This is a genomic window from Comamonas testosteroni, from assembly GCF_030505195.1.
GTDB classification, from domain to species: Bacteria; Pseudomonadota; Gammaproteobacteria; order Burkholderiales; family Burkholderiaceae_C; genus Comamonas; species Comamonas testosteroni_G.
Map to the genome: position 1 here is coordinate 5,335,494 of NZ_CP129672.1, position 25,819 is coordinate 5,361,312.

26 protein-coding genes and 4 pseudogenes are annotated in these 25,819 nt (G+C 57.5%); 10 read left to right on the top strand and 20 right to left on the bottom strand.

Annotated features, from left to right (window positions below; all coding sequences use genetic code 11):
• Positions 1–34 precede the first annotated feature (34 nt).
• The 5 genes from QYQ99_RS24660 to QYQ99_RS24680 form a co-directional block, all read right to left on the bottom strand.
• The gene (locus QYQ99_RS24660) at positions 35–445 is read right to left on the bottom strand and encodes a LexA family protein (protein ID WP_302090430.1); all 411 of its coding nucleotides are present in this window, start codon (positions 443–445) and stop codon (positions 35–37) included.
• Positions 446–741: 296 nt separating this feature from the next.
• The gene (locus tag QYQ99_RS24665; RefSeq protein ID WP_302090431.1) at positions 742–1,080 is read right to left on the bottom strand and encodes a DUF6616 family protein; all 339 of its coding nucleotides are present in this window, start codon (positions 1,078–1,080) and stop codon (positions 742–744) included.
• A gap of 10 nt (positions 1,081–1,090) precedes the next feature.
• A complete protein-coding gene (locus QYQ99_RS24670; RefSeq protein WP_302090432.1) occupies positions 1,091–1,864 on the bottom strand; it encodes a DNA alkylation repair protein in 774 nt (257 codons plus the stop codon).
• Positions 1,861–2,355 (bottom strand): MarR family winged helix-turn-helix transcriptional regulator, encoded by a 495-nt coding sequence (locus QYQ99_RS24675; protein ID WP_302090433.1) that lies wholly within the window; start codon positions 2,353–2,355, stop codon positions 1,861–1,863. The genes QYQ99_RS24670 and QYQ99_RS24675 overlap by 4 nt, the downstream gene beginning before the upstream one ends.
• 99 nt (positions 2,356–2,454) lie before the next feature.
• Positions 2,455–3,135 (bottom strand): hypothetical protein, encoded by a 681-nt coding sequence (locus tag QYQ99_RS24680; RefSeq protein ID WP_302090434.1) that lies wholly within the window; start codon positions 3,133–3,135, stop codon positions 2,455–2,457.
• A gap of 455 nt (positions 3,136–3,590) precedes the next feature.
• Here QYQ99_RS24680 and QYQ99_RS24685 point away from each other — a divergent pair, with 455 nt between their 5' ends.
• The gene (locus tag QYQ99_RS24685) at positions 3,591–4,787 is read left to right on the top strand and encodes a ferredoxin reductase family protein (RefSeq protein WP_302090435.1); all 1,197 of its coding nucleotides are present in this window, start codon (positions 3,591–3,593) and stop codon (positions 4,785–4,787) included.
• A 41-nt stretch (positions 4,788–4,828) separates the two neighbouring features.
• Here the strand turns inward: QYQ99_RS24685 and QYQ99_RS24690 are convergent, their stop codons facing one another.
• Both QYQ99_RS24690 and QYQ99_RS24695 read right to left on the bottom strand, forming a co-directional pair.
• Positions 4,829–5,641, bottom strand: coding sequence for an IS3 family transposase (locus QYQ99_RS24690; RefSeq protein ID WP_302093259.1), 813 nt, complete (start codon positions 5,639–5,641; stop codon positions 4,829–4,831).
• A 5-nt stretch (positions 5,642–5,646) separates the two neighbouring features.
• Entirely contained in the window at positions 5,647–5,961 is a 315-nt protein-coding gene (locus QYQ99_RS24695; protein WP_043373207.1) for a DUF1153 domain-containing protein, read from the bottom strand.
• A gap of 695 nt (positions 5,962–6,656) precedes the next feature.
• Between QYQ99_RS24695 and QYQ99_RS24700 the strand changes: the two genes are divergently transcribed.
• Together QYQ99_RS24700 and QYQ99_RS24705 are read left to right on the top strand one after the other, a co-directional pair.
• Positions 6,657–7,004 carry an RNA recognition motif domain-containing protein gene (locus tag QYQ99_RS24700; protein WP_302090436.1) on the top strand — a complete coding sequence of 116 codons (348 nt, stop codon included), beginning with the start codon at positions 6,657–6,659 and terminating at the stop codon, positions 7,002–7,004.
• A 496-nt stretch (positions 7,005–7,500) separates the two neighbouring features.
• Positions 7,501–8,595: a porin gene (locus QYQ99_RS24705; RefSeq protein ID WP_302090437.1), complete on the top strand. Its 1,095-nt coding sequence runs from the start codon at positions 7,501–7,503 to the stop codon at positions 8,593–8,595.
• 52 nt (positions 8,596–8,647) lie between these two features.
• On the opposite strand, the pseudogene QYQ99_RS24710 reads toward QYQ99_RS24705, so the two are convergent.
• Both QYQ99_RS24710 and QYQ99_RS24715 read right to left on the bottom strand, forming a co-directional pair.
• A pseudogene (locus QYQ99_RS24710) lies at positions 8,648–9,865 on the bottom strand (ISL3 family transposase); the annotation flags it as partial.
• Between the two features lie 234 nt (positions 9,866–10,099).
• Positions 10,100–10,432 carry a hypothetical protein gene (locus QYQ99_RS24715; protein WP_302090438.1) on the bottom strand — a complete coding sequence of 111 codons (333 nt, stop codon included), beginning with the start codon at positions 10,430–10,432 and terminating at the stop codon, positions 10,100–10,102.
• A gap of 289 nt (positions 10,433–10,721) precedes the next feature.
• Here QYQ99_RS24715 and QYQ99_RS24720 point away from each other — a divergent pair, with 289 nt between their 5' ends.
• On the top strand, positions 10,722–11,138 hold the full coding sequence (locus QYQ99_RS24720; protein WP_302090439.1) for a VOC family protein: 417 nt from the start codon (positions 10,722–10,724) through the stop codon (positions 11,136–11,138).
• Positions 11,139–11,338: 200 nt separating this feature from the next.
• Complete coding sequence (gene blaOXA / locus QYQ99_RS24725) at positions 11,339–12,139, top strand: class D beta-lactamase (RefSeq protein WP_302090440.1); 801 nt, start codon at positions 11,339–11,341, stop codon at positions 12,137–12,139.
• A 313-nt stretch (positions 12,140–12,452) separates the two neighbouring features.
• Here blaOXA and QYQ99_RS24730 read toward each other — a convergent pair whose 3' ends face one another.
• Together QYQ99_RS24730 and QYQ99_RS24735 are read right to left on the bottom strand one after the other, a co-directional pair.
• Positions 12,453–13,007, bottom strand: coding sequence for a PA1136 family autoinducer-binding transcriptional regulator (locus QYQ99_RS24730; protein WP_302090441.1), 555 nt, complete (start codon positions 13,005–13,007; stop codon positions 12,453–12,455).
• Positions 13,008–13,186: 179 nt separating this feature from the next.
• On the bottom strand, positions 13,187–14,578 hold the full coding sequence (locus tag QYQ99_RS24735) for a PLP-dependent aminotransferase family protein (RefSeq protein ID WP_302090442.1): 1,392 nt from the start codon (positions 14,576–14,578) through the stop codon (positions 13,187–13,189).
• A 170-nt stretch (positions 14,579–14,748) separates the two neighbouring features.
• On the opposite strand from QYQ99_RS24735, the gene QYQ99_RS24740 reads away from it, so the two are divergent.
• A complete protein-coding gene (locus QYQ99_RS24740; protein WP_302090443.1) occupies positions 14,749–14,982 on the top strand; it encodes a hypothetical protein in 234 nt (77 codons plus the stop codon).
• Between the two features lie 100 nt (positions 14,983–15,082).
• Here the strand turns inward: QYQ99_RS24740 and QYQ99_RS24745 are convergent, their stop codons facing one another.
• Positions 15,083–15,421: a LysR family transcriptional regulator substrate-binding protein gene (locus QYQ99_RS24745; RefSeq protein WP_302090444.1), complete on the bottom strand. Its 339-nt coding sequence runs from the start codon at positions 15,419–15,421 to the stop codon at positions 15,083–15,085.
• 100 nt (positions 15,422–15,521) lie between these two features.
• Between QYQ99_RS24745 and QYQ99_RS24750 the strand changes: the two are divergent.
• Positions 15,522–16,001, top strand: a pseudogene (locus QYQ99_RS24750) (helix-turn-helix domain-containing protein); the annotation flags it as partial.
• Here the strand turns inward: QYQ99_RS24750 and QYQ99_RS24755 are convergent.
• Positions 15,994–16,971: a bifunctional helix-turn-helix transcriptional regulator/GNAT family N-acetyltransferase gene (locus QYQ99_RS24755; protein ID WP_302090445.1), complete on the bottom strand. Its 978-nt coding sequence runs from the start codon at positions 16,969–16,971 to the stop codon at positions 15,994–15,996. The pseudogene QYQ99_RS24750 and the gene QYQ99_RS24755 overlap by 8 nt on opposite strands.
• A 230-nt stretch (positions 16,972–17,201) precedes the next feature.
• Here QYQ99_RS24755 and QYQ99_RS24760 point away from each other — a divergent pair, with 230 nt between their 5' ends.
• Positions 17,202–17,390, top strand: coding sequence for a helix-turn-helix transcriptional regulator (locus QYQ99_RS24760; protein WP_302090446.1), 189 nt, complete (start codon positions 17,202–17,204; stop codon positions 17,388–17,390).
• Between the two features lie 59 nt (positions 17,391–17,449).
• On the opposite strand, the gene QYQ99_RS24765 is transcribed toward QYQ99_RS24760, so the two are convergent.
• The 5 genes and pseudogenes from QYQ99_RS24765 to QYQ99_RS24785 all read right to left on the bottom strand — a co-directional run bounded on the left by QYQ99_RS24765 (position 17,450) and on the right by QYQ99_RS24785 (position 21,794).
• Positions 17,450–18,328: a sensor histidine kinase gene (locus QYQ99_RS24765; protein WP_302090447.1), complete on the bottom strand. Its 879-nt coding sequence runs from the start codon at positions 18,326–18,328 to the stop codon at positions 17,450–17,452.
• Positions 18,329–18,372: 44 nt separating this feature from the next.
• Positions 18,373–19,044 (bottom strand): response regulator, encoded by a 672-nt coding sequence (locus QYQ99_RS24770; protein WP_419145844.1) that lies wholly within the window; start codon positions 19,042–19,044, stop codon positions 18,373–18,375.
• A 550-nt stretch (positions 19,045–19,594) separates the two neighbouring features.
• Positions 19,595–19,705 (bottom strand): annotated as a pseudogene (locus QYQ99_RS28520) (integrase core domain-containing protein); the annotation flags it as partial.
• A gap of 253 nt (positions 19,706–19,958) precedes the next feature.
• Positions 19,959–20,204: a transposase gene (locus tag QYQ99_RS24780; RefSeq protein WP_302090449.1), complete on the bottom strand. Its 246-nt coding sequence runs from the start codon at positions 20,202–20,204 to the stop codon at positions 19,959–19,961.
• Between the two features lie 672 nt (positions 20,205–20,876).
• Positions 20,877–21,794, bottom strand: coding sequence for a LysR family transcriptional regulator (locus QYQ99_RS24785; RefSeq protein ID WP_302090450.1), 918 nt, complete (start codon positions 21,792–21,794; stop codon positions 20,877–20,879).
• Between the two features lie 116 nt (positions 21,795–21,910).
• On the opposite strand from QYQ99_RS24785, the gene QYQ99_RS24790 reads away from it, so the two are divergent.
• A complete protein-coding gene (locus QYQ99_RS24790; protein WP_302090451.1) occupies positions 21,911–23,104 on the top strand; it encodes a serine hydrolase domain-containing protein in 1,194 nt (397 codons plus the stop codon).
• Positions 23,101–24,273 carry an MFS transporter gene (locus QYQ99_RS24795; RefSeq protein ID WP_302090452.1) on the top strand — a complete coding sequence of 391 codons (1,173 nt, stop codon included), beginning with the start codon at positions 23,101–23,103 and terminating at the stop codon, positions 24,271–24,273. Before QYQ99_RS24790 ends, QYQ99_RS24795 begins: the two co-directional genes overlap by 4 nt.
• Positions 24,274–24,445: 172 nt before the next feature.
• Here QYQ99_RS24795 and QYQ99_RS28405 read toward each other — a convergent pair.
• Positions 24,446–24,944 (bottom strand): annotated as a pseudogene (locus QYQ99_RS28405) (aminotransferase class I/II-fold pyridoxal phosphate-dependent enzyme); the annotation flags it as partial.
• Positions 24,945–24,981: 37 nt separating this feature from the next.
• The gene (locus QYQ99_RS24800; RefSeq protein WP_302090453.1) at positions 24,982–25,746 is read right to left on the bottom strand and encodes an alpha/beta fold hydrolase; all 765 of its coding nucleotides are present in this window, start codon (positions 25,744–25,746) and stop codon (positions 24,982–24,984) included.
• Positions 25,747–25,819 lie beyond the last annotated feature (73 nt).

Here is a 25,819-nt window from a genome sequence, read left to right on the forward strand (position 1 = left end):
CAACGGCGTGTTGAATTGGTTTTTCATCAAGAGGTCAAAAGGCAAAGCGCTTGATGCAACTGGTGACGACACCCCATATTTCCAGAGCCTGTCCTTGCTGCGGCACGATGTCAGGGTAGGTAGGGGCGCCTGCCTTGAGCTTGCAGGTGTCGCCATCGCCCTCCAGCACTCTGATGACGAGTTCGCGTTCGACAAGCGCCACGACAACGCTGCCATCGCGAGCGCGCAACTCCCTGTCCACCACGACGATATCGCCGTCATCGATGCCGTGTTCCTGCATGGACGGGCCGGCCACGCGCAGCACAAATGTGGCCTTGGGGTGCGTGACCAGCAGGTCTGTAATATCCAGCCGCTTGCCTGCAAAGTCATTGGCGGGCGAGCCTGCGCGCGCGCTGCGATCAGCCAGCGGCAAAGTAACCGGGGACGCGATCAGTTGGACGGGCATACCACTCATAAGACGATGACTGTGCATATGTACAGTGTAGCGGTTGAGGCGACTCAGGTGTCATGAATCCACGCTGATGTCGCATGCTTTCCAATCGATCCAGTACCCGGTTCTGTGCGGAGCCGGGGATCCAAGTTGAATTGCACACGCTGTGCCGAACACTGGCCAGCCCGCAGTGTTGACTGTAGAGGGCGGCCATTAGCGGGCAATAGCGTGCATTACTAGGCATTAGCGGGCACTAGAAATGACTAGCCGCATGCATTGCAGAGCACAACGGCATGATCCGAAAGACTGCGCTACGCGGCAGCTAGAGCGGCCAAGTGAATATCCGCCGCTCCTGCAGTACTGGCTGCATTCACATGGTCAAAGTAATCGTACCAGCCGCTGGCTTTGATGCCCGCCAGCAGGGCGTCTCGAGCGGCCTGGTCAGGAAAGCGCCAAATACCAAGGAATGTATGCGCGGTTCCTTGGTCGATGTTGGAGTCCGTTTCTGCCAGAGAGAGAACTTCGACACCGAGGCTGGAGAGTTGATTCAATGCGAGTCCGATGCCGCCAAGAAAGTGTTGCCTTTGTTCGGCAGGCAGTGCGAGCCAAGCCGAATTGGGGGTGTAGAGCTCTACGAGGTAATGAGACATGGTTCCACTTTCACTTGAGATTGCGCAGTGCGCGTTGACATATACGGTGTGTGGCGGCGGCCTGGGAGTTTTGAAGCCATTGGGCACAGATGTCACGCACCCAGGTTGGCTGGTCCTTGGCGGCATCATTGAGCCAGTTGGCGACCGAGTCCTGCACGTAGACCGAAGGGTCTCTCTTCAGAGCTGAGAGCAAAGGCAGCGCTTGTTCGGGCGAGCGTTTGAGCGGTGAGATATGCGTGCTCCACACCCCGCGGGGACGCAAAACCTCGCACGCGAATCGTCGGATACGCTCAGAAGGATCTTGTGTCCATGGCATCAGCTGTGCGATAGCCGCTGGTAGGTCTTGCACCAGGTGCGGTCGCATTGCCATCCAAGCCCATTCACGCACACCAAAATGGGCATCGTCTGCCAGCGGGTGCATTGCAGCCAGCCGTACACCGAGATCTAGGTGAGGCTGCGCACCGATCATGAAGCACGCCCAGCCTCGTGCCATATCGGCGCGGTGCGTTTGGCACTGTGCGATGCCCTCAGTTCCCAAGTCCTGTAGCAAGACTGCGCCGATACGGGCCATGCGTTTGAGCACACCTAGTTGGCAGGCTTCATCGATCGTGTTCAGTGCGTGAGCCGTAAGTGCCGGAAAGAGTGTTCGGGCCAGTACGGCCTGGTCGACTGCCAGGCATTCAGCCAGCGTTGCACATTCCAACTCCCCGTGCGATAGCGCATGCAGAACGTCCCGAGGAATGTCAACGGTGCGCGTCGCACCCTTGCGGACTTGATCCTTCATGATTCAACGTCCGATTGAGGGCCTCGCACTTTCTCCAGCAGCGCTGCCAGCTGCTTTCGCTCATGTGCAGACAGGTTGCCAAACAGGCCTGCGATCCACCGGCCATGCTGGTCGATAACGGTACCGGCGAGCTGTTTTCCTTTTGAGGTCAGCCGAATGCAAAGTGCCCGGCGGTCTTCGGCGTTGGCCTGACGTTCAATCAGACCTTCGCGCTCCAGTCCGTCTAGCAGGCCGGTCACTGTGGCGCGGGTGACGCCAGCCTGTTCGGCCAGCACGTTGGGTGCGAGTCCGTCAGGCGCCACATCGAGAAGGAACAACAGCACAAAGCGCCCCTCAGACAAGCCATGAGGGGCCAGCAAAGCGGCGCAGTCGCGGTCGATGTTTGCAGCCATCGACAGCACTTGAAAACACAGCTGGATGCCATCCACATCAGGAAGTTTGCGTCGTTGCGCTTCTTCAATTAGCGCCTGGTACTTCTGTTCAAGCTTCATTAGTTAGCCAAAATATAATATGGTGGCTAATTATATGGGCAAGTTCACTTCGTGAGTAACAGGCGCTTGTGCGGGCCGAAGCCCGCGCGTTCATCCCGCTCAGTTGGTCGCGAAACAGTACATCAGCCCGGCGCTGCCGCTTTGCTGGAGCTGCTCGACGCTGCAGCCGCGCGTGCCGTGCGATGAGTTCCACGAGGCGTTGGCCACAGGGTCGGGGTTGGTGCCTTGGTGGTCGTGGTGGCCCACGATGGCAGAGCCGCCGTCGCTCTTGGTCCAGTTGCCGCAGGTGGTGTCCTTGCCTGGCTCTGGCACGGCCAGGGTGCCGTCAGGGCGCGAGCCCGTAAGGATGTCGTGGCGGTTGACCTCATCGCCAAAGCCCGAGACGACTTCGCCCTTTTCGGTCAGCGAGGTGTCCTTGCCGACCTTGGCATTGGCGCTGTGCAGGTCGGCCACGCTGGTCGCAATGACCACGCCCTTGGCGTTGCGCCACGGGCCGTTGCCGATGCGATCGCGCGCATTGACGGCCGGTTGTCCGTTCAGGGCAGCATTGCTCAGGTAGGCGTGCCAGGTCTTGTTGCCTGCGCCAACGCTTGCTGCCAGCGACTGGCAGTAGCGGTCGGCCCCGGCCAGCCCGCCCAGGTCGCCGCCCTTGCCGGGGTTGGTGCTGGTGATGAAGAAGCTCATGGGGTTGCCGCCCGACGACCCCATGGCGCCGCAACCCACAATCAGTGCGGCAGCCGCAAGGGCGGTGCTGGCGGAAAGAACCAAACGACGGGACATGGCAGGCTCCTGAGCAATGGTGGAGCACGCAGGCTAACGCAATGGGGTGTCAGCGGCAATATGAGCAAGGGCAGGGAGCTGGGGCCGTGGCCGACCTGCAGCAGGATCTGCTCGCGCCCGGACGCGATGCTTGTCGTTGTCGGGCGGGCGGCAATATTGCGCTGTGAATCAGTTGGGTATGGATAGCGTCTTTCGAGTGCCATGTTAGCCTTGCCTTGATCAGTCTTGAACAAGCTCGAATGTGCTGGAGCCGCCTGCGGCGAACGAACCAGAGCTATGGCGTGTATCTGTTTTTGCACTCTGGATCTGCCGGCCATTGAGCAAACCGGAGTGCTGTCTTGCGCCGTTCTATTCTTCTTGTCCTTGCTTCTTTCTTTGTGATTTGGGCAGTGGAGGCTTTGTGGCTGTCACCGTCACCGCCTGGTGATCTGCTGTGGGTGATGCGGCAGGAAGGCATGCTGCTTACCGGTATTCTGGCTTTGGGAGCCATGACTGCCATCATGGTGCTTGCCTTGCGCCCTCGGTGGGTGGAGTCGCCTTTGGGCGGCATGGATAAGGCCTACCGTTTGCACAAGTGGCTGGGCATCATTGCCATTACGTTGAGCTTGGCGCATTGGCTGGCCAAGCAATCCAAGCCCCTGATCGCGACAGCTATTGGCAGCACTGGCAGGCTGGCCAAGGTACCGGTGCCCGAGTGGGTCAGCCTCCTGAAGCCCTATGCGAAAACCTTGGGCGAATGGACCTTTTATGCATTGATCCTGATGTTGGTCATTACGCTTGCTCGTCGCGCAGTGCCGTACAAGCGCTGGTACTGGTTTCATCGATTCATGCCCCTGGCGTATCTGATACTGGTGTTTCATGGCGTTGTGCTGACTCCTCCTGGCTATTGGAGCGGTGTGGGCGGCTGGCTACTGGCGTTGACAATGGCCTTCGGCGTCGTGGCCGCCGTGATGCAACTGGTGCGTGACATGCGGTCGCGCTACCCCCACGCGGGCACCGTAATGTCATTCACGCAGCTCGGAGATGTGCTGGAGGTGCAGTGCCGTATGGATGATTCCTGGCCGGGCCATGCTGCGGGGCAATTCGCCTTTTTGCGCCTGGCAGGGGAGCAAGAGGCGCACCCGTTCACGCTGTCCGATGCCGACCAGCAAGATCATGTGGTGCGCTTTCACATCAAACAACTGGGCGACTGGACTCGCAGCCTGCCCGAGCGTTTGCAGCCCGGCATCGTTGTGGAGCTGGACGGTCCTTATGGCCGCTTTGTGCCTCCGGATCACGACGATGGTGCCGTGCACGTATGGGTTGGCGCCGGCGTTGGCGCGACTCCTTTTCTTTCCTGGTTGGGGCAGCTTCACCATGACGGACATGCTCCCCAGGCCTGGTTGCAATACGCCTGTCAGCACTCGGCCGACCCTCTTGCTCGAGCTTTGGAAGAGGCTGCGGCGCTTCATCCCGATGTGCATCTGGATATCTTTGCCGACGGCCATCGCTGGACGCCCAAAGAGGTGCTTCAACGTTATCAGGCCGACAAGCCATTGCGGGTGTGGTTCTGTGGTCCTGCAGCCATGGGCAAGCAATTGGAGTTGGCGCTCAAACAGTCGTTGCCTGCTGCTTCCTGGCAACTGCACAGGGAGCACTTCGAGTTTCGTTGACCCAGTGCCCGTGTGTATTGACCCAGCAGAACCTGCACAGGTCAGGCCGCTAATGCGAATGCCTCAGCGGGTGTTCTCATGTTCAGCGCCTGGTGCGGGCGCCGGTGGTTGTAGAAGTGGATCCAATCTCCAATCAGGCGGCTGGCATGCTGCAGCGATTCGAACCGGTGCCGATGCACGCATTGCTCCTTGAGCGTACGAATCACCCGCTCGACCAAGCCATTCTGCTCGGGGCTGTGTGGCGTGATGAATTCCTGACACAGGCCATAGCTTCTGACCAGGGCCGTGAAGCTGCGGCTGGTGAAGACCAGCCCATTGTCCGAGCGCAGTAGGAACGGAGCTGGCACGCGCCCGAGCGTCCCGAACCGTGCGATCAGCGCCTGCTCCAGTGCGGACTCCGCCGTCTTGGATCTCCCTCTGCGCGACAGGTGCCAGCCCAGCAGTTCCCGGCTATGGCAATCGATCACCAGGGCCATCGTGGTCCAGCCATCACGCCCGGCCCAGACCCGGCACATATCCGTGGCCCAGCGCTCGTTGGGCGCCTTGGCCACCGAGGGCAGCGACTGGATCCGGGGCCTGAAGCCCACCGGGCGCTTGCGCACCTGCCAGCCCTTGAGCTGGAAGATGCGCTGCACCGTGTTCTTGTTGAACCCCAGCAGGTGCGCCACGGTTCGGTACCCGAAGGACGGGTTCTCCTCGATCATGGCCTTGATCGGGGCCACGAAGTGCTCCTGCAGCGTGGGTGCAGCCTTCACCGGCCGGTAGTACACGCTGCGCCGCGGCACCTCGAACCACCGGCACAGCTTACTGATCGAGACGGTGATGCCGTCGGCCTGCAGTCCCTGGCGGATCATCTCGATCACTTCTCGTCCTCGCCCAGCAGGGACTGCAATTTTTTTCTTGCGCGCAACTCCAGCATCGCCTCGCCGTAGGCCTCCTGCAACTCCTTCAGTTGGCGCTCGTACTGCTCGCGCACATCCTGCGGGTTGGCCTTCAGCGCATTCTCCATGCCCTTGCGGCCATCTTCCACCCAGCCCTCGATCTCCGACGGCGGCAGGTCATAGGTTCGACTGGCCTCCGACACGCTGGTCTTGCCCTGGATGATCTCCAGGATCAGTGCCGTCTTGCGCTTTGCGGTCCAGCGTTTGATCTCTTCTTCCATCAATGTGCTCATGGTGTCTTCCTCTCGACGGTAACACCTGAGCAGGTTTTCAGTGGGTCAATACACGTGTGTGCAGGGGCTGCCGCAATCGGGCACTGGCCACCTGGGGCTAGGGCCCTTGATCGCAGAGCACACGCAATAGGATTGAAAGCCAAAAATAATAAAAATTGCCTTTTTTATAAAAATGAATTATGATGTCCGACGTTGCGAAATAATTTCAACAGATCGCAGCGCCAGGGCTTAGGTCAGCAAGTCCTTTACCTGGAAATTTCGCGAGATTTATCGCACCGTTAGCTGTCGAGCAGCAGCTAATTGAGTTTTCGAAAGCTCATGCAGGTCTTCAAGTCCTGCTTTCTGATTGAACTAGATTCCTCTGTCTCCTATTGCTATGGGCAAGTACTTCGTTACGCCCACATCCCAAAAGACCCATTGCGGTCGCTTTCAGGCTTCCTTCGCACTTCAGCGCACAAGGCAAAACAGCAGCTACTGCCGTATTTTTCGCTTTGACAAAACATTTGCCTCGACCGAAGCAGCAAAAATCTATGCTGTGACGCAAGGCTGGCTGCATACATCCATGCAGCCCTCTACGTGCTGAGCTGTAAACAAGCGCTCATCTTTATCCGGTTGCTACGGACTCCCACTCCCACAGCCATATGCAAACGATGCGTCAATCCTTGGCGCGTCAATCAATAGAAAAGGCTCCTTCCATGAGCACTAAAATTTACGTTGGCAACCTGCCTTACTCCGTCACCGATTCCAGCCTGAAAAGCAATTTTTCTGAATTTGGAAGCGTTACCTCTGCCAAAGTCATGATGGACCGCGATACCGGGCGCTCTAAAGGCTTTGCGTTTGTAGAAATGGCAACTGCAGACGCCTCTCAGGCTGCTATCGCGGCACTGAATGGAATGTCTGTCGATGGACGTTCGATCGTGGTCAACCTTGCTAAACCTCGCGAAGAAGGTCGTGGATTCGGTGGCAATCGCGAGTTCCGCGCCACTTCTCGTCCTAATGTTGGCTATGGCAATGACGGCTATGGCGGCGGTTCCAGCTACTGATTTAGCGACAGCCCCCAGAAAAACGCCCCACGCTTGAGGGCGTTTTTTTGCGTCTGGACCTTGCTTCGCTTAGCAGGATCTATGGGCTTCGGGATGACTGCAAGGCGCTGGGAGCAGTCTCCTGTCTTCCGCTGCTGTTGGCCAGCAGCCATCCTTCGTTCATTTTTTTCCGTAGTGGACAGTTCCACCTAGTGTTTCACCGCAAGGGAAAGCACCGACCCAATGTGCTGATTTCTCTCTTGAATTGCTTATGAAAAATAAACAAAATTCATCGGCAATTGGTTATGTGCCATACCTAAATGGATGCTAGGGAGTTGGGCCTCAAGTTGGCTTGGCCTGAGAAAGTGATGCCGGCAACCGAGTGGTGGGCTACCGGTGGCTGGCTCGCTCCTAGTTGTTCACTTGCGCCCGATGCGCTAACGATGAGGAGGGTGGTGGCAAAAATCAAAGCACGGAGAGTTTTTGTAGTTCGAAGATTCAAACAAGGGAGACAAAATTGATTAAAAAAATAGCTAGCACCATTGCGCTGATGAGCCTGGGAGGGCTCGCACACGCTCAATCATCTGTCCAGATTTACGGAATCATGGACACGGCCGTCGAAACCATGAACAACGTGGGAGCAAACAAGTCCAGCCTCACACGCATGCCCAATCTCACAGGGAGCGTTCCCTCCCGCCTGGGCTTTCGCGGCCGCGAAGATCTGGGGGGCGGCTTGAGCGCATCCTTCACGCTGGAGATGGGGATCGGCCCCGACAGCGGAGCTCTCAATCAGGGCGGTCGCGGTTTCGGCCGCCAGTCCTTCGTAAGCCTCAATGGCCCCTGGGGTTCGCTGGGACTGGGTCGCCAGTACACCATGCTGTTCTGGTCCGTGCTCGATGCCGATGTAATCGGGCCTAGCCTTCACAGCATGGGAAATCTGGATAGCTATTTCCCCAATGCGCGTGCCGACAATGCAATCTCCTACAAAGGCTCGTTTTCGGGCCTGACCGTTGGCGCAACCTATAGCTTTGGGCGCGATGCGGTCAATGCAGGCCCCAGCCCAGGCGGCACCAACTGCGCAGGTGAAAGCAGCACAGACTCCAAGACCTGCCGCGAGTGGTCAGCCATGCTCAAGTACGACACAGCGGCATGGGGTGCAGCATTCGCCCATGACGAGCTGCGTGGCGGCCCCGGTGCTTTCGCCGGGTTGACGAGCAGCGACAAGATTGACAAGCGCACCATGCTCAATGGCTACGTGAAGCTTGGCGGCGCCAAGATCGGTGCGGGCTACATGCGTCGCAAGAACGACGGATATGTCGCCTCGCCACGCAATGACTTGTGGTTTGTCGGTGTGACCTACCCCTTGGGCCCGTGGACGGTCGACGCTCAGTACAACCAGCTCAAGTACAAGGACAACGCGGACAAGGGACAACTGATGGTGCTGCGTGGCACTTACAACCTGTCCAAGCGCACTGCAGTTTATGCCTCGCTGGGCTATGTGAAGAATAGCGGCAATGCTGCTTTTGGGGCCAGCGGTGCCCAGGCTGGAGGAACACCTATGCCGGGTGTCAATCAGACGGGCTTTGGTGCAGGCGTGCGTCATTCATTCTGAAGTCCGCGCAATGAAAGAGCGAGTGAGGGGTGCTTGCGGCCTCACTCGCTTTTTTTGGTTCATCGGGGAATGCTGCGCGAATCTTCAGAAAGAAGTAGTCCTGATCGCGGTAGCCATAGGCCCGGCGCTTGATGACCTTGATGGTGTTGTTGATGCCCTCCACAACACTTGTGTTCAACGGATGCCTGCATCGGGCGATGATCCCGTGCAGGTAGCTTTGCAAGCGCTGAGCGAAGGTGCTCAGTGCGGCAATGCCGCTTTGATGGGCTTGATCACACCAGTGCCGCCAGGCGCGATGCGCCCAAGTCGCACGACGGTAGAACCACAACTGTTTGAGCTCGTCGCGCAAGACGTATACCGTCATCAATGGTTGATTGGCCGCCAGCAGTTCCTTGAGTTGCACTGCTTGTTGAGGCTGCAGCTTGCTGCGATTGCGCAGCAGCAACCAGCGGCTGGATTTGAGCACCTTACGTGCTGAGGGCTGTTGGCGCAGCAGGTTGGCCTGATCGACACGCACTCGGTCGATAACCTCCCGGCCATACTTGGCCACGACATGGAACAGGTCATAGACGATCTCGGCGTTAGGGCAGTGGGCCTTAATCTCCAGCTCGTAAGCCGTAGTCATGTCGATAGCAACTGCGCGAATGCGCTGGGCAACGCCAGCGGGCAACTGCTCGAAGAACTGGCGGGCCGCCTCGCGTGAGCGCCCTTGCCCCACCCACAGCACCTGCCGGCTGATGGGGTCGACGACGACTGTGGCGTAGCGATGGCCCTTGTGCAGTGCAAACTCGTCCATCGCCAGGTACTCGATCTGATCCCATTGCGGCTGCGCAGTGTTGGCCAGCAGCAAGGCTTTGTCGATGGACTTGACGGTGTGCCAGCCCAGATCGAAGAAGGCCGCTACCGCCTTGATGCTGCTGCTGCGAAGCAACTGGCTGCACGCCTGCGCCAGACGGTCTGTGACGCGCTGGTAGCGACCGAGCCAGCTGAGTTTCTCCAGGTGCGGGCCACCACAGCTATCGCACCACAGACGCCGACGCGGCACATGTAGCACCACTCTGTACTCGAACAATGCCAGATCGCGCACGCGCCGTGTTGTGGTCTCATGGACTTGGCTGCACTGCGCACCGCAGCGCTCGCAATGCATGACGCGGGCCTGCGGCTTCAGATAAATCGACACGGTGCGGCTATCGCCCAGGGGCCACTGCACACGTTCAACCACGTAGCCCTCCCAGCCGCCCAGAGCCTGCAATAACTTCGAGTCCAGCATTTGATTTGTTCTCCGATGTCAGTGTCGTTGCCATCAGATTACAAAACGAACGGGCTTATCTCCACGGAATTCCTCGATGAACCTTTTTTTTGATGGTTTGGTTGAAACTATTCATGAGGTTTCTCCGTTGGGCGTTTGCGTGCCCGGATTGATAAAGATTCGTACCCTTATCAAAACGGGAAACCTCACCTGTTGGCAAGGCCCACTGTCAGATCAAGTTTGAACTTCTACAAATCAGGTCAGGTGGTCTTCCACAATCAACCAGCCCATGCTCCCAACACCATCATTGATGATGTCCAAGTGGTTGCCGCCCTCGTATACACGAATGTTCTGACCCACGAAGGCTTTGGGTGCAACGCGCTCAATATTGGACAGGACCAGCCTTATTTGCTCGCCAAGCTCAGAAAGCGACTTTTGAGAGTAGTCGATGTCGATAGTCTCGGCCAGCAGTCCATAGATAACTCTCTTTTTTCCCTCCTCAGGGAAAGCGAGCACCTTTGTATGCAAGAGCTCTGCATTCGAAAATTTGCGACCAGTGAGCTTTTCAAAAACTTCAATGCTTGGCAAAGTTCCCTCCTAGCGCTGCGTGACTCAATGTAACCAGCATAGTCGAGCGCATTGAAGAGATGCAAGCACCAAGAGCGCTTAGTTACGCCTACTTCACTAATGAATTCAGGACTGCAAACGATCCGGGCCAGCCGCTGGACAGCGTTTGTCAATCGTCCTCGGGGGCTTGAGCCTGCCTGTGAAAGGCTTCTGATCGGAAAAATGTCCCTGATGCTCGCCGAATGTTTGGGGTTTCATCACACCAGGTGCATACGATTACGAGTGTGCATGTCCGCAGCAGGAGATCGCCATGAGCCTATTCAGTATTCAGCACATTGATCACATCGTGTTGCGCGTCGCCGACCTGGAGCGAAGCATCCGCTTCTACCAAGCCGTGCTGGGCTGTACCTTGGTGAAGCGTCGCGAGGATCTAGGCATGGTTCACCTGCGAGCTGGTGCATCCATGATTGACCTGGTGGATGTCGAGGGCCCGTTAGGCCGTGCGGGCGGACCGGTGGCCTCAAGCGAGCGCAGAAATATCGATCATTTTTGCCTGCGTATCGAGCCTCTTGATGAGCAAGCCATCCTCTCCCACCTGGCTGGTCACGGTGTTGAGGCGGATAGGGCGGTCCGACGCTTTGGGGCTGATGGCATGGGTCTCTCCATCTACTGCAAAGATCCGGACGGCAATCAGCTTGAACTTAAGGGGCCTGCGAGCGCTGACTGACAACTCAAGCGGCAGTCGGAACTCCCGGAGCGCTTGCTATGTCTGACCTGGTTGGGTGAAAGACAGCCTCTGACTGTGGATTCAAGCGATTGCGGCTGTCGCTGTGCGGCCCGCAAGAGAGGCTCTCCCTTGCGACAAGTCGACACAGTCAATGCCCCGGACACTTCAGGACGAGTTCGTTTGACCATTAAACTAGCCGCATGAATCGACGTAGTTTGGTCTTATCCGCCCTGGCCGCAGGGTTTGCTCAAGTGACGGTGGCTGGCCCTCAGCTTCAAGAAATGACCGAATGGTCTCGTTTTTTTACAGAAGCTGATGCACAAGGCAGCATCGTTGTTCTCGATGCACGCGATAACTCAGAAACTACCCACGTTTACAACGTGTCGCGTGCCGGTCGGCGTTACTCGCCAGCCTCTACCTTCAAGATTCCACACAGCCTGTTTGCGCTTGATGCAGGGCTGCTGCGTGACGAATTTCAGCTCATTCAATGGGATGGTGTGAAACGACCTGTGGCGGCGTGGAACGTGGATCAGAATCTGCGCTCGGCGATGAGGAACTCCACTGTCTGGGTGTATGAGCGCTTCGCCAAGGAACTCGGCAATGCACGTGAGACCGCTTATATGCGGAAGATAGGGTACGGCAATGCGGTCGCCACTGGCGACAAGCCATTCTGGGTTGAGGGCGACCTCGCCATTTCATCCTTCGAGCAGATTGCTTTCTTGCAACGGCTTTACCGTAATCAACTGCCTTTCCAGGTCGAGCATCAGCGGCTTGTGAAGGACGTGATGGTCAATGAAGCGGGGCCTGACTGGATACTGCGTGCAAAAACGGGCTGGACCGGAAAAATCGGCTGGTGGGTGGGCTGGGTAGAGTGGCCCAGCGGCCCCGTCTTCTTCGCCTTGAACATGGACACTCCCAACAGGCTTGCCGACCTTGCCAAGCGGCAAAGCATCACACGCGATGTCTTGCGCTCCATTAAAGCGCTACCCACTTCGCCATAGATTCTGTACCGGGAGGGCCGTGTCTTGAAGATCTCTTGCGGGCGGTTTGGCCCCCTCCGTTAGCATGCTCGATAGCGACACTTGAGTGAGCATTGGATGCGCGCCAGGAAGATCGGCACTTGGCAGATAGTGGCCGGCCTATAAGGGGCAGCAGCCAGGCAGTTCATCAGATACGCCGATTGGTACCAGAGCGATTGGCCGCTCAGCCTCTTTCACAGCTCCAGCCGGTCACCGATCAGTGTCGTGCATCTCTATCGGGATCACGCTGCGCTTGTCCTGCTTGTCTGGCGGTAGCTTGGGCCGGTATTGATAGTCAGGCGACGATCTCTCCGTTGCGGATCGCTACGCGAATGGCCTGTGCCATCGTGGCGACGCCCAGACGCTTGCGGATGCGGCGCAGGTGGTTTTCCACAGTGCGTTCGGACAGACCGAGGGTTGCGGCAATCTCCGTCTGCCGCCGGCCGGCGGCCGTCCACGCAAGCACCTCGCGTTCGCGATCGGACAGGCTGCCGAGCGCCTCTTGCGGGGGCAGCTCCAGTAGCCTGCGCGCCGTGCGGAACGCGGTTTGGGCGATCAGCTCCAGCGCCAGCCGGGCCTGCGGCGAGGCATCGATGCGCTCGCCGCTCAGGCTCATCGAGCCTTCCAGCCCCAAGAGGCCGAATATAGGCACTTGCAGGCTGCCTGAGCCCTGCGGCGCACGGACGACGGAGTAACGTTCGCCCCGTGCGCCGTTCGTCTTGATCCGGAAGAAGGGCTGGTTCGTCTCCAGGATGTGGCGCGTCACCGGGCAGTGCCACAGGTAGGTTTCAGCATCGATCGGCGCGCCCGTGCCGAACCAGTCGCCCTCGATCCAGTAGATGCGCTCCACTGCATCGTCCCGAGCACTGGAACGTCTGGAGCGAAAAGTCAGGAAAAGTCATCGGTGAAGCTGGTGTCGTTGCCGTATGAGTCCTCTTCGAAAAAAGCCGGAGCAGTCAATGGTTGAACCGGCCCGGATGCGCCCGCATTGAGGGCGCTCCTGAATGGAGCACCGTCTTTCCCGAGTACTTAAACCACCGCAGCGCTGAACGGCTCGGGTCTTCGTGCCAGCAGATGAGATAGCCTTTGAAGGCCCGTCTGCAAGCGTCCACGGTCCTTGATGCTGCCCAACGAGATGCGAATGGCATTGACGCAGTCGCTGCCGGTGGCGAATGCCTCCACTGGAGTGACTGCGATGCCCTCGCTGTCGGCTGCACGCGCAAGCTGTGAGGAACTCCAATATCCAGGCAACTCGAGCCATATATGCAGGCCGTCTCCTGTGCCGCTGTACCTCCCCGCAAGAATATCCCTGGCCATCCAGTGACGCAGGCGCGCCTCCTTGCGTACGCCCTCCATCAAAGCGGCAGCCGAGCCGTCGAGGATCCACTGTGTGGCCAGTGCGGCCGTCAGAGGAGCGACCATCAGCGAAAATGACCTGAGCGCGACCAGGAAACGTTCGCGTTCATGCTGGTCACGTATGAGCACGAAGGCGACACGCAAACCGGGCGTCAGGCATTTCGACAGGGTCGAGATGTAGCACACCTGTTCCGGGACAACCGCGGCAATAGGTGGTGGCGGTGCATCGGCCAGCAGCCAGTAGGGATCATCCTCGACGATGCGTACATTGCAGCGCTTCGCGATGTTGGCGAGCTCCTTGCGCCGGCGCTCCGGAATGGTGATGGCGGTCGGGTTCTGCAACGTGGGATTGAGGTAGACCAGCCCAGGCTGGAGCTGATGGCAGGTCTGCTCGAGCATCTCGGGCATCATCCCGTGCTGGTCCGCTTTCACCGCAACGATGCGCCGGCCGAGCTGGGTCGCGGCAGTACGCAGGCCCGGATAACTTGCTGGCTCTGTCAATATCACATCGCCAGGCTTCGTCAGAGCCAGGATCAACGCGGCAATTGCGGCTTGCGCGCCCGGACAGACAACAACCTGTTCTGAATCCAGAGTTCCAAACATCGGCTCCAGCCATCTGGCTCCTGCCTTACGGTCGGAGTCGCTTCCTCCGCCCAGGTGGTAAGTCATCAGCAATGCGGTGTCTGCCCCCATCATTACCTGAGAAAGGCCTTGCTTCAGCAGGTCGTCGAAGTCCACGCCAGCAGGCGGAGGAGGAGTGTTCATGCTCAGGTCGAGGACCGAGGTCAGTTCAACTTTCGGTGCCGCAACATAAGTACCTCGCGCGCCGCGGCCCTCCAGCAGATGGCGGCGTCTGGCTTCGTCGTATGCGCGCGTGACCGTCGTCAGGTCGAGGTTCAACTGTGCTGCCAACTGGCGCTGCGGTGGCAGACGATCACCCGGCTTCAGCAATCCGTCCGTCATTGCCGCCTGCAAGGCATCCGCAATCTGCAAGAAGCGCGGCCCGCCATGCACGGCTAATCGCGGCAGCCAAACCGGCAAACTGTCATCTTGTATGGTTTTCATACGCAGACATTTTGTCTTAATGTATGGAAATTGTTTTTAAGTAATATGCCTCAGAGCGAGCATCGATCCCATTCTTGTATGGCAATCGCTGACGTTTTCTCCTCTCTCCTTCGGGAGGAAGGTGCTCCTCACGATAGACAGTGTCAAGTCATAGGCTGGAAATTCTCAAAATGATCGATTGGGTCCCTGTAATCTTTGTTACGTTCAAGGTTCTCATCTTCGGCGCGTGCATGTTCTTCGCCATCAAGTGGCATTACGACCAAGGGAAGAAGGGAATGGACAGGCGCGCGCTGCTGCGTACGGGGGGCAAGGTAGCTGCCGCCTTCATACTGGCACTGCTGTGTGTGTTGCTGTTCACCTTCGGACTTGCCAGGATGCTCGGCATGGACTTGAGCCTCCCATGACGGCAAAGGCTGGTCGGCCGATATCCAGTAGCCAAAGCAGCGGGTGAGAGCTTGTTGAAACTCAGCGCGGCCAACGCGATTTTCCGGCGACAACGGGGCTTTAACGGGCGGTAGACAACACCTGCCGAGGGCTCGGGCAGAGCCGACGTGCAGCAATGGTGACTGCCTCACCTTGCGCTACAAAGCCCATCATTGAGCTGAGCTGCTCAAACTTGAGCAGGGTTCTGGGTGCGGTGCCTTGGCTGGCCAAAAAAGCATCGATATGGGGGCCTGAGCCTGCGCTGGTGCGGATAAAGGGCTGTCCATGAAAGCTCATGGCGCCAATGGCCGATTGGTACGCTAGGGGATGCGCAGCAGGCAGCACCGCCACCAGCTCGTCTCCGGCCAGAGTCAGGGGATCGAAGCGCTCGTCGGGCAGGACGACAAAGCCCCGTTCCACGCGCCGTTCCAGCTACTGTCTATGGCTTCCTCGATGTGCACCTCGATCAGGGGGTGCTTCTGCTGAAAACGTTCCAGGAGCCTCGGCAGCAGACGCAGCGATGAGGTGGTCCCAGGGCGATAGCCGCACCGTGTCGACTTATCTGAAGCCGCAGGCCCGCGTCATGCATTGCGAGCGCTGCGGTGCGCAGTGCAGCCAAGTCCATGAGACCACGACACGGCGCGTGCGCGATCTGGCATTGTTCGAGTACAGAGTGGTGCTACATGTGCCGCGTCGGCGTCTGTGGTGCGATAGCTGTGGTGGCCCGCACCTGGAGAAACTCAGCTGGCTCGGTCGCTACCAGCGCATCACAGACCGTCTGGCGCAGGCGTGCAGCCAGTTGCTTCGCAGCAGCAGCATCAAGGCGGTAGCGGCCTTCTTCGATCTGGGCTGGCACACCGTCAAGTCCATCGACAAAGCCTTGCTGCTGGTCTGCACTGCGCAGCCGAAATAGGATCAGATTGAGTACCTGTCGATGGACGAGTTTGCGCTGCACAAGGGCCATCGCTACGCCACAGTCGTCGTCGACCCCATCAGCCGGTAGGTGCTTTGGATGGGGCAAGGGCGCTCACGCGAACGAATTGCTGCTCGGTCACTGTGCTTCCCCACTGAGTTCCTTGTTCTTCCTTCTGCAGCTTGAAGCCAAAAGACTCATACAGCTTGCGGGCCGCGTCCAACCCCTTGATTGTCCACAGATGTACTTCACGGAACCCGCGCACATCGCAGAATGTCATCGCCTCTGTCATCAATTGCCTGCCGACGCCGCTACCGCGACAACCATCGTCCAAAATAAACCATCGCAGATGGGCCCTGTTTTCACCCAGGTCCTGCCCGTCAATCGCGAGCGAACCAACAATTCGGTCATTGAGCAGGGCGGTCCATACCCTATTGCATGGCTCGTTCAGCCGTCTGGTGAATTCAGCCGCTCCACTTGCGACCTGGCTCTCGAAATACTGCCCGAAATTGGAGTGCGTCGAGTAGAACGCCGCGTGCATTTCGACAATGCGCCCAACCAGTCCGGGGCGATATCCTGCGCTTACGGTAATTGGGCTTTGCTGCTTTTTTGCCATATTCAAACGGTGGGTTTTAAGTGCTCCTGCATATGCAGACAAGCCCTGCGCAACCGCTTGTTGCTGGGAGCGATTGAGGTGCTGAAACGCACTTTGCACCTGCATCTGGCCATAGGAATGAATCTGCCTGACCGTGCCGCGCCCCTGAGGAGTCAACTGCAATGGTTTGAAACGGCCGTCATCGATAGCTGCCACTTCCTTGACGTCTCCTGCTGCAACCAGTTTCGCAAGCATTCGGCTGACGCTTGACTTCTCAAGTCCTAAAAGCTGCACGAGTTGAACTGAGGTCATGCCTTCATTTGCGTCGATTTCGAGCAATGCATGCACAGCCGATGCCGAGTAATCCGTTGCGGCCAGTGTCGGCTGCATGAATCCGAGCTCTCTTACCAGGGCTCGGGAGTCGGCTCGGATCGAGTCAATTTCAGACATGGTGCTGGTCATCTGTGGTGTCAATCAATCAGAATTGGTTGCAACATACAACCATATAGTAGTGGTATGTAACTGATTTGTGCTGCAGCTTGCCCTGGGTAGATGGCGGCCTATGGCCAGATACAGCACGCCAGCCATTCCATCGCGGAATGCCTGTCAAGGCGGGCCGGAGTTGATTTCCAGGTAAAACGGACCCTCGGGGGCCAAGTTTTTGTCCGCATCACCAGTTGGGTCACTTCTGGGTGGAAATCAACAGCCTTGCAGAGATTTCCGAACGCCTTAACTGCTGCATCAAGACAGTGAGTTCGCAGAAGATGGCCGCGATGCGCAAGCTCGAGGCGAAGTCCAATCAGGCGCTGATGGCGTTTTGTCTGAATAGCGGCGTGTTTCATCAACGAGGTGAGATCGCTTGCCATGGCGCCCCCAACTGAGCATGAGGTGGGCATGACGTGCGGTGTCCACAATAAGAGCGTCGTGAATTCAGGCCTCTTTAGGAAAGGCTGGTCGATTCACACCGCCATCGCATCAATACCTGTGTGCCTCCGCCATGGCGGGGGTGGATGTGAAGGTCACCGCCAATGTTTCGCATGCGATGAAACATGTTTATGACGCCGTGCCCGGACTTGCTGGGGTCATTGAGCACGGCTCGAAGATCGTAGCCCTTGCCGTTGTCCTCTATGCTCAGATACCAGTCCCAGCCGAAGCTTTGCAGATCGCCCTTTTGATAGGGCTCCAGTGTCAACCATATCTCGGTCGCATCGGCATGCTCGATGGCGTTGCTAACACTAGCCTGAACAACGGCCAGGATTTCATGCGCAACGCGGTCTCTGGGAAGCGGCAGCGTGGTCTGCTGACCGACTCCGAGCTCGGGGTCGGTCAACTGCCAGTGCAGTACAAGGCCTTTACGTTGAAGCGCGGGCTCTAGCCGATAGCGCAATCGCGCCAGGCGCATGGCCAGATTGTCGGATTGGGCATCCATGGAGTCGACGATCAGGCGCAGGTCCAGTAGCGACTGCTCCAGTACTTTTCTGGCAGGGTCATCTTCACTTGAGGACTGTAAGTTCATCAGGCTCAATGCCTCTATCAACTGGCTGCCCAAAGTGTCATGCAGGTCTGAGGCGATGCGCTTGCGCTCTTCCTGGATTTCCTTGGAGGGTTGGGCACTGGAGCGCAGTCTGGCCTTGATGACACGATAGATTCCAAGAATGTAATGAAGCGAGATAAGCAATCCGCCGAAAGCCACCAAAATACTGAAGACAAAAAACCAATTCTGGTCTCGCAGCGGTGTGAGAAAACTCCAGCTGATCAAGGTAACGGCCTGAAGGAAACTGGTTGTCGCTCTCCAACCTGGATTTCTCAGCGATTCCATAATATTGCCGCCTCGGGCTATAAATAAAGAAAATGCCTTCAGATTTATATCAATCCACGCAAAGAGGCGGCTTTTACAGCATGAGCTCTTGTCTTGGCGTGCAGTTTTCGGTACATGTTCTTGACATGTGTGGATACTGTCATTGTGCTTATTTTGAGATGCGTGGATATTTCAGGAGAGCTGTAACCGCAGGCAATGAGTTTCAGTATTTCTATTTCTCGTTCAGATAGATTATCCTCTTTGGAACGGTTTGACGCTGAAATGACATAGGTTTGTGATTTGCTAACCAGCGACAGGATTTTCTTGGCAAGAGACGGGGTAATAGATGCACCACCATTGGCAACTTGCAATACTGCTTGTGCGTAGTCGCCAAACCAGGAGTTCTTCAGCAAATAGCCTACAGCACCTTTCTCAAAAGCCTGAAAGACCTTTTCATCTCTTTCAGTTATTGAAACGATAATGCTTTGCACATGCGGGTGTGTGCCTTGGACAAGCTCAAGCAGATCCAGACCGTCGCCGTCGCCCAGGTTGAGATCTATCAACAGAACGTCGAAGTCGTGCTGTTGAATGCTCTTGCGTGCCTCACGAAAGCTGCAGGCATGCCCAACTAGCAGGGTTCTTGAGTCGCCCATCAGATCCTGGGCAATCACTCGGCGGATATGACTATCGTCGTCCACCAGGAAGACGCGAACGGGCTGCTCTCGCTGGCCCACCATGTGCCCAGGCCACATCAAGTGGCTGATCGATGGAGGCGCATCATTGTGATTGGTAAACAAGGGCGGGCGAGACGAATTCTGGATGGCCGGCATAGATGGCTCCCGATGAAAAAATGGGGGCTTGAATACTTTAGGAAATTAATTAATGCTCATTGGGAAATCCATAGAAAATGTCAAATAATGTCAAATTTTACTGAACTTACAAAATGAATCCTGGGAAATGGGTAGACAGCTTGAAGCTGTGTTTAATGAATCAGTATGTAAATATAACTAATTATATCAACTCTGTGGATTTAATTTTCCAATTCATGTAAAAATGAAATAATTCGTCGTAAATTTTGTGCTATTGGAATTTTTTGTTTGGTTAGTTATGGCGTATTTTAATAAGCTATCTTTCATCTTCATTGGTCTGGTTTATATAGAAACTCAATTAAGTATTTTTTTTGTGATATGAAAGATTGAAATGATTCCTGATACGCTGAATTTTTATTCTTTATCTATTAGTAGGAAGAAGATAATTTTTGGATATTTACATTTTTAGTAATAAATATTCAATCAGTACGGTGGCCTCGCGGCGCAAGCGGAACCACTCGATAGACAGGCACTCGTCGCGGAACTTGCCATTGAAGCTCTCGTCGGTGCCGTTCTGCCACGGCTTGCCAGCATCGTTGATGCACGGTGACGATGCCAGAGTGCGCGATCCATTCCAGGATGCCTTGGCTGACGAACTTCAGCCCGTTGTCCGAGCGCATGAATAGCGGCGAGGCGATGCGCTTGCGTGGGCGTTTTCTGGGCACCAGCAAGCCCGCTTGACGCCACAGTCGGTGCGTTCGCGACCAGCCAGCACGAAGGAGCGGCGCAGACTCAGGTCCCGTGTGCGCACGAAGGCCAATTGCTCGCGCCAAGCCGCGGGCTCACCATTTTTTTGCCTTGATCTCCTTGAGGATCGCGATATCCAGATCCCGCTCGCCAAGGAGTTCTTTCAAGCGATTTTTCTCAAACTTCAAGGCCTTGAGCCGCTTCATGTCGGCCGCCTCCATCAGGCCGAAGTGCTTGCGCCAGGCGTAAATGGTCGCGTCACTGACCTTGTGCTTCTTGGCGGCCTCGGCCGCTGTCGTGCGATCTGCCTCTCGCAGGATCGTGACTATTTGCGCTTCCATAAATCGACTCTTTTTTATGGGCTCCTCTTCGGGTGGGAGCCATCTTCCTTGATATCAATGTCTCGGAGACACCGCGCATGTCACTATCTGCATATAAGACATGGATTGAAGCTGACGATAAAAATGTTCACCAGAACCACAAGGCCTGTAGTACCCAAGAATATTCCCGATATGGTCAGGCCGATACCATTTGCGATTTTTTCTCCAGTGAAATCAACGGAGGGTGCTTTTGGGGCCACTTGGGAGGGACGGTTCCAAATGGGCGGAACTCTCCGATAGGGGATGCTATTGGTTTCCAAACATTACCGTTCGCAAAGCTCGCCTGGCAATTCCAGTATTCAGAATGTTCTTGAAATCTGAGTTTGGTGGGGCAGTTTTGGCAATACACAATGGTAGTTGTGTGAGCAGCGTACTCAGCTGGAAAATGGAATTACAAAGAAGACCGGCGTGGCAGTATTCTGCGCTATGTCCGCGTGTCCGCAAATGGCTGTGGATTCAACCGTTCGCTGCAACGCATTCGTTCAACATCTCAGCCGGGGTTCTGTGCCCGAAGGTGTTCCTGAGCTGCTCGTTTAATTTCTCGCAATCGAGCCCGGCAACCGTAGCAATGCCCCAACAAAAAATCTTGGTAGAGGGCAGAGCTGGCGCGACAGTTGCAATAGCAGCTCAGCCTCAGGAAACGACGTGAATCCCGGGCAGATCAGGCGCAGGGAACACGCGTGCGCACAAGAAATCAACCAGAGCCCGTACCTTAGGCGACGGATGCTTGCTCGCCGGCCACAGCACATAAAAAACGCCTCTGCGCTCCATATGGTCGGTAAGCAGCGGTAGCAGCCGGCCGTCGGCCAGTTGTTCACGAATGGAAAATTCCGGCAGGTAGGCAATCCCCAGTCCCTGCAAGGCAAAGCACACGCGCGTTTCTATGTTGTTGCAGATCATCGAGGTGGGCAGCTGCAACTCGGTTTCGCCGGACATGGTTCGCAGAGTCCATGGCTCCAGCTTGCCGCTGTGCGGGAAGCGGTAGTGCAGACAATGGTGTTGCATCAGATCAGCAGGCTCCCGAGGTGTCCCTCGCCGCGCCAGATAGTCTGGCGAAGCCACCAGCAGCGAACGGAAAGCCCCGAGCCTGCGTGCCGTGAGGCGAGAGTCACTGGGCTCGCCCGTGCGCACCACGGCATCGAAGCCTTCCTCGATCACGTCAGCTATCTGGTCGGTGAAGTTCAGGTCCAGCTCGATCTCGGGGTACTCGCGCATGAAATCGCCGAGCACCGGCAGTACCAGCGAGCTGACCAGCGGCAAACTCACTCTCAAGCGCCCGCGTGGTGCACTGCTGGCCTGCGCCAGTTCGAGCTCTGCCGCTTCGATCTCTGCCAGGATACGTCGGCTGCGCTCCAGGAACAGCATGCCCTCGGCTGTCAACGTGACACTGCGCGTGCTGCGGTGAAACAGGCGCACGCCCAGCCGATCTTCCAGCCGCGCCACGTTCTTGCCTACGGCGGAGGCCGACACGCCCAACAGTCGGCCGGCGGCAACAAAACTTCGCGTCTCGGCAACCTGCACAAACACGGCGAAACCATTCAAGCTGTCCATAATGCACTTTGATTGAAGACAATTTTGTCCGCATAAAGAGGAACTGTAGCCTACTTTTTCTTTAATCTCACACTTTCTATCGTCACGGCTTGATCCATTGAATCAAGGGCTCTTCCGTGACTTATCCCGTCTTTCCTTTACGCCCGGGCATTCCGCCCTTACATCTGTCTACCCGAATCCATACCGTCGTTCAGCAGGCTCTGGATGAGCGGCGACTGGTCGGTGCCGTCGTGCTGGTGGCACACAACGGTGAATTGATCCATCACCAGGCCGCTGGCCATGCCGACCGCGAGAGCGCGCGCCTGATGGAGCTGACGACCATCTTCCGGCTGGCATCGGTGAGCAAGCCCATCGTTTCGGCTGCTGCGCTTGCGCTGGTTGCGCAAGGCCGCCTCGATCTGGATGAGGACATTGGCCGCTGGCTCCCTGGGTTCCGGCCCCGGTTGATTGATGGCAGCCCAGCACGCATCACCGCTAGGCATTTGCTTAGCCACACAGCAGGGCTGGGCTATCGCTTTTTCGAGGCCGATGCCGATGGCCCCTATGCCCGGGCTGGTTCCTCGGACGGCATGGACAGAGTCAACTTCAATCTGGCCGAGAACCTGCGTCGTATCGCCAGCGTGCCGCTGCTGTATGTGCCGGGTACTTCCTGGGGCTACTCGCTGGCAACCGATGTGTTGGGGGCATTGATTGAGCACATCCATGGCACCTCACTGGACGAAGCAGTCAACCAATGGGTAACAGGTCCCCTGGGCATGAGCGATACCGGTTTCTTTGTGCGCGATCCGCAGCGCGTGGCCACCGCTTACGTAGGCGATACGCCCCAGCCACACCGGCTAGCCGAAGGTGAAGTGGTTTCGCCATTCGAGGGCGCGGTAGGTATCAGATACAGTCCGGGCCGTATCTTCGACGCCCTGGCTTTCCCTTCAGGCGGAGCCGGAATGGCAGGCACGGCTGGAGACTTTCTGCACCTGCTGGAGGCCTTGCGGCAGGGTGGGGGAGCATTGCTTCCCGATGAGCTGATCAACGAGATGGGGCGGGACCAGACTGGTGGACTGGAGCTGCCGGATGCACCGGGCTTTGGCTTTGGCCTCGGTTTTTCAGTCTTGCGGGACCCGCTGCGCGCCGCGTCGCCAGAATCGGTAGGTACCTGGCGCTGGGGTGGCGCCTACGGCCATGCCTGGTTTGTGGATCGGGCGCGCGGCCTGAGCGTGATCGCCTTCACCAATACGCTGTACGAGGGCATGTCCGGTCGCTTCGTCGCCGAGCTGCGCGACGCAGTCTATGGTGCGCTGGAAGTCGTGCAATGACCGCCGCACATCAAGACCGCATGCCCATTGCATCATTGCTGGCGCTGGCAATGGCCGCGTTCATCACCATCCTGACCGAAGCGCTGCCGGCAGGGCTGCTGCCTCAGATGGCGAGGGGCTTGATGGTGTCCGAAGCCTGGACAGGGCAAACAATCACGATCTATGCCATGGGGTCGCTGACAGCTGCCATCCCGTTGACCGCCGCCACCCAGGGCGTGCGCCGCCGTCCGCTGCTGCTGGCGGCCATAGCAGGCTTTGCCATCGCCAACACTGTCACGGCGCTGTCCAGCAACTATGTCCTGACGATGATCGCGCGCTTCCTGGCAGGCGTGTCGGCCGGTCTGCTATGGGCGATGCTGGCAGGCTATGCCGCTCGCATGGTGCCCGAGCACCAGCAGGGCCGAGCCATCGCCATTGCGATGGCGGGAACACCATTGGCGTTATCACTTGGCGTGCCGGCGGGCACCTTCCTAGGCAATTTGCTGGGCTGGCGGATGTGCTTCGGCATCATGAGCGGACTGGCGCTGGCGCTCATGGCATGGGTACAGGTCAAGCTGCCAGATTTAGCGGGCCAGGCGGCGAGCAAACGCTTGTCTCTGGGGCATGTGTTCACTTTCCCGGGCGTACGTCCGGTGCTGTTCGTGGTGCTGGCCTTCGTTCTGGCACACAACATCCTCTATACCTATATCGCGCCATTTCTAGCGGCGGCAGACATGGCGAAACGAACAGGCCTGGTTCTGCTCATGTTCGGCATCACTTCGCTGCTGGGCATCTGGGTCATCGGCGTGCTGGTCGATCACCATCTGCGCGCCCTGACGCTGGGCAGTACGCTCTTGTTCGGTCTGTCGGCGCTGGCACTCGGCCTGATGGGCGATGTGCCTGCCGTGGTGTATGCCGCAGTGGCCGCCTGGGGCCTGGCCTTTGGCGGCGTGGCGACGCTGCTTCAAACAGCCATTGCCAAGGCGGCGGGCAACTCGGCCGACGTTGCCCAGTCCATGCTGGTCACAGCCTGGAACATCGCGATTGCAAGTGGAGGGCTGATTGGCGGTGCCTTGCTGGATTATCTCGGCGTCGCCGCATTCCCTCCGGTACTCCTGGTGCTGCTAGCTGCAACGCTGGCTGTTGTGTGGGCAGCCAGGCGCCACGGCTTTCCAGTTGTACAAAGATAAGGCGGAGGAGTTCTTCGGTATCTTCTTCATTTCTTGCGCAGCTCGAAGAACTCCTGCTTAAGCTGTGCCTGCAGCGACCGGGTAGATGGATTGCCGGGCACCTCTTATTTGTCTTCTCCGGCAGGCCTGCGTCGACACCGAACCCAAGCTTGCGGTTTGAGCAGCTCTTCCAGCCGATCGGCAGCCCAGGCCCAAGCGACTTGGAGAGCCTGTTCACCTGCAATGAGATATCGGACGCCAATGCCGACAGCTGGGGTAAAGCAGGTAAGTCGGCAGCATACACCTCGTCTTCGATGATCCATGCTCCCGCTTTCTGGCAAAAATCCTCGATGGCCTGCCTTCGCTCCAGGCTCATCGCGGCAGTTGTAGGGTTGTGCAGCGTCGGGGTGAGGTCGACCGCCTTGCCAAGCGACGGATCGACGACCAGGCCAAGTGTCATCAGCCAGCGCGCGAGAACACTTCGATGTTCCAGATGTCCGCCAGAGGGGTTCATAGAAATTGAAATGGTCGGCGTCGATTTTGCGAGTGATCCCCGTCAATGCCCGTGCCAGGATGCGTGCGTTGAGCGCGGCCGGCGGTGGATTGGACGACAGGTCAATCATGCGATCACCATGCGCCTGCAGAATCGCAACAAATGTTCCCCGCCTTTTGATACTGTGCGTCAGACCTTGTGAAAGTCGTCCAATTCGAGTTTGTTTCATGCACCAGCTAACTCTCTCGTGGTGTTGCAACGTTCCGAACGAAGTCAGCCACCACTGCAGCGGCCTCTTGAGGAATGGCTTGCAGTAGGCAGTGTGGAGCATCAAACGCCTGAACTCTCATCTTTCGAAAACACTGCTCTGCATCAGACACGGATGACGGCGGCACCAGGCGGTCACGTATCCCTTTCAGGTAGAGAACCGGAGCATCAATTGCTTTGGCATGTGCTCGCACATCTACGGATACCACCGCTCTCAGCCTTGAACGTAGAACCGTCGTTTGAACCTTGGCCAAGGCGGACCGCAGCATAACCCGCAGGCCCGGCGTCGCAAACCGGCCTAGAAGCATCAGGTTCAGTATTGCAGCAGGAGGAAGCGGAACGGGCATGGTCGCCAGGCCGCTGAGCCAGCGAAGACCCGGCCTTGGATTGCGAACGAACGAGCAGCACAGAACAACGCCCACAACGCGCCCCGGGTACGCCGCTGCCAGCGAAATGGCAATAGGTCCTGAGAAAGATTCTCCCAACAAGACCAAACGGCCATGGGGCGGCAAGGCCGATGTGGCAAGTTCCGTTAGGTTGGTATAGGTCTGTGGCACACCAGAAATTGGATAGCTCACCACGACGACGGGCGTCGTCTTCCCCAAAGCGGCAACGAACGGTGCGAAAAGCTCACCAGTGCCATCCATGCCAGGAAGGAGAACAAGGACCACGGGCCCAACCTCGGCAAGAGATGACGGCTGCAAATCAGGGAATCCTGTTGAAAGGCTGTTCATGGCCGGGGGCTATAGTGGCAACCCGGTCTATTACAGCACTTTGAATAGTCTAATTTCACGATCAAAGGAACTG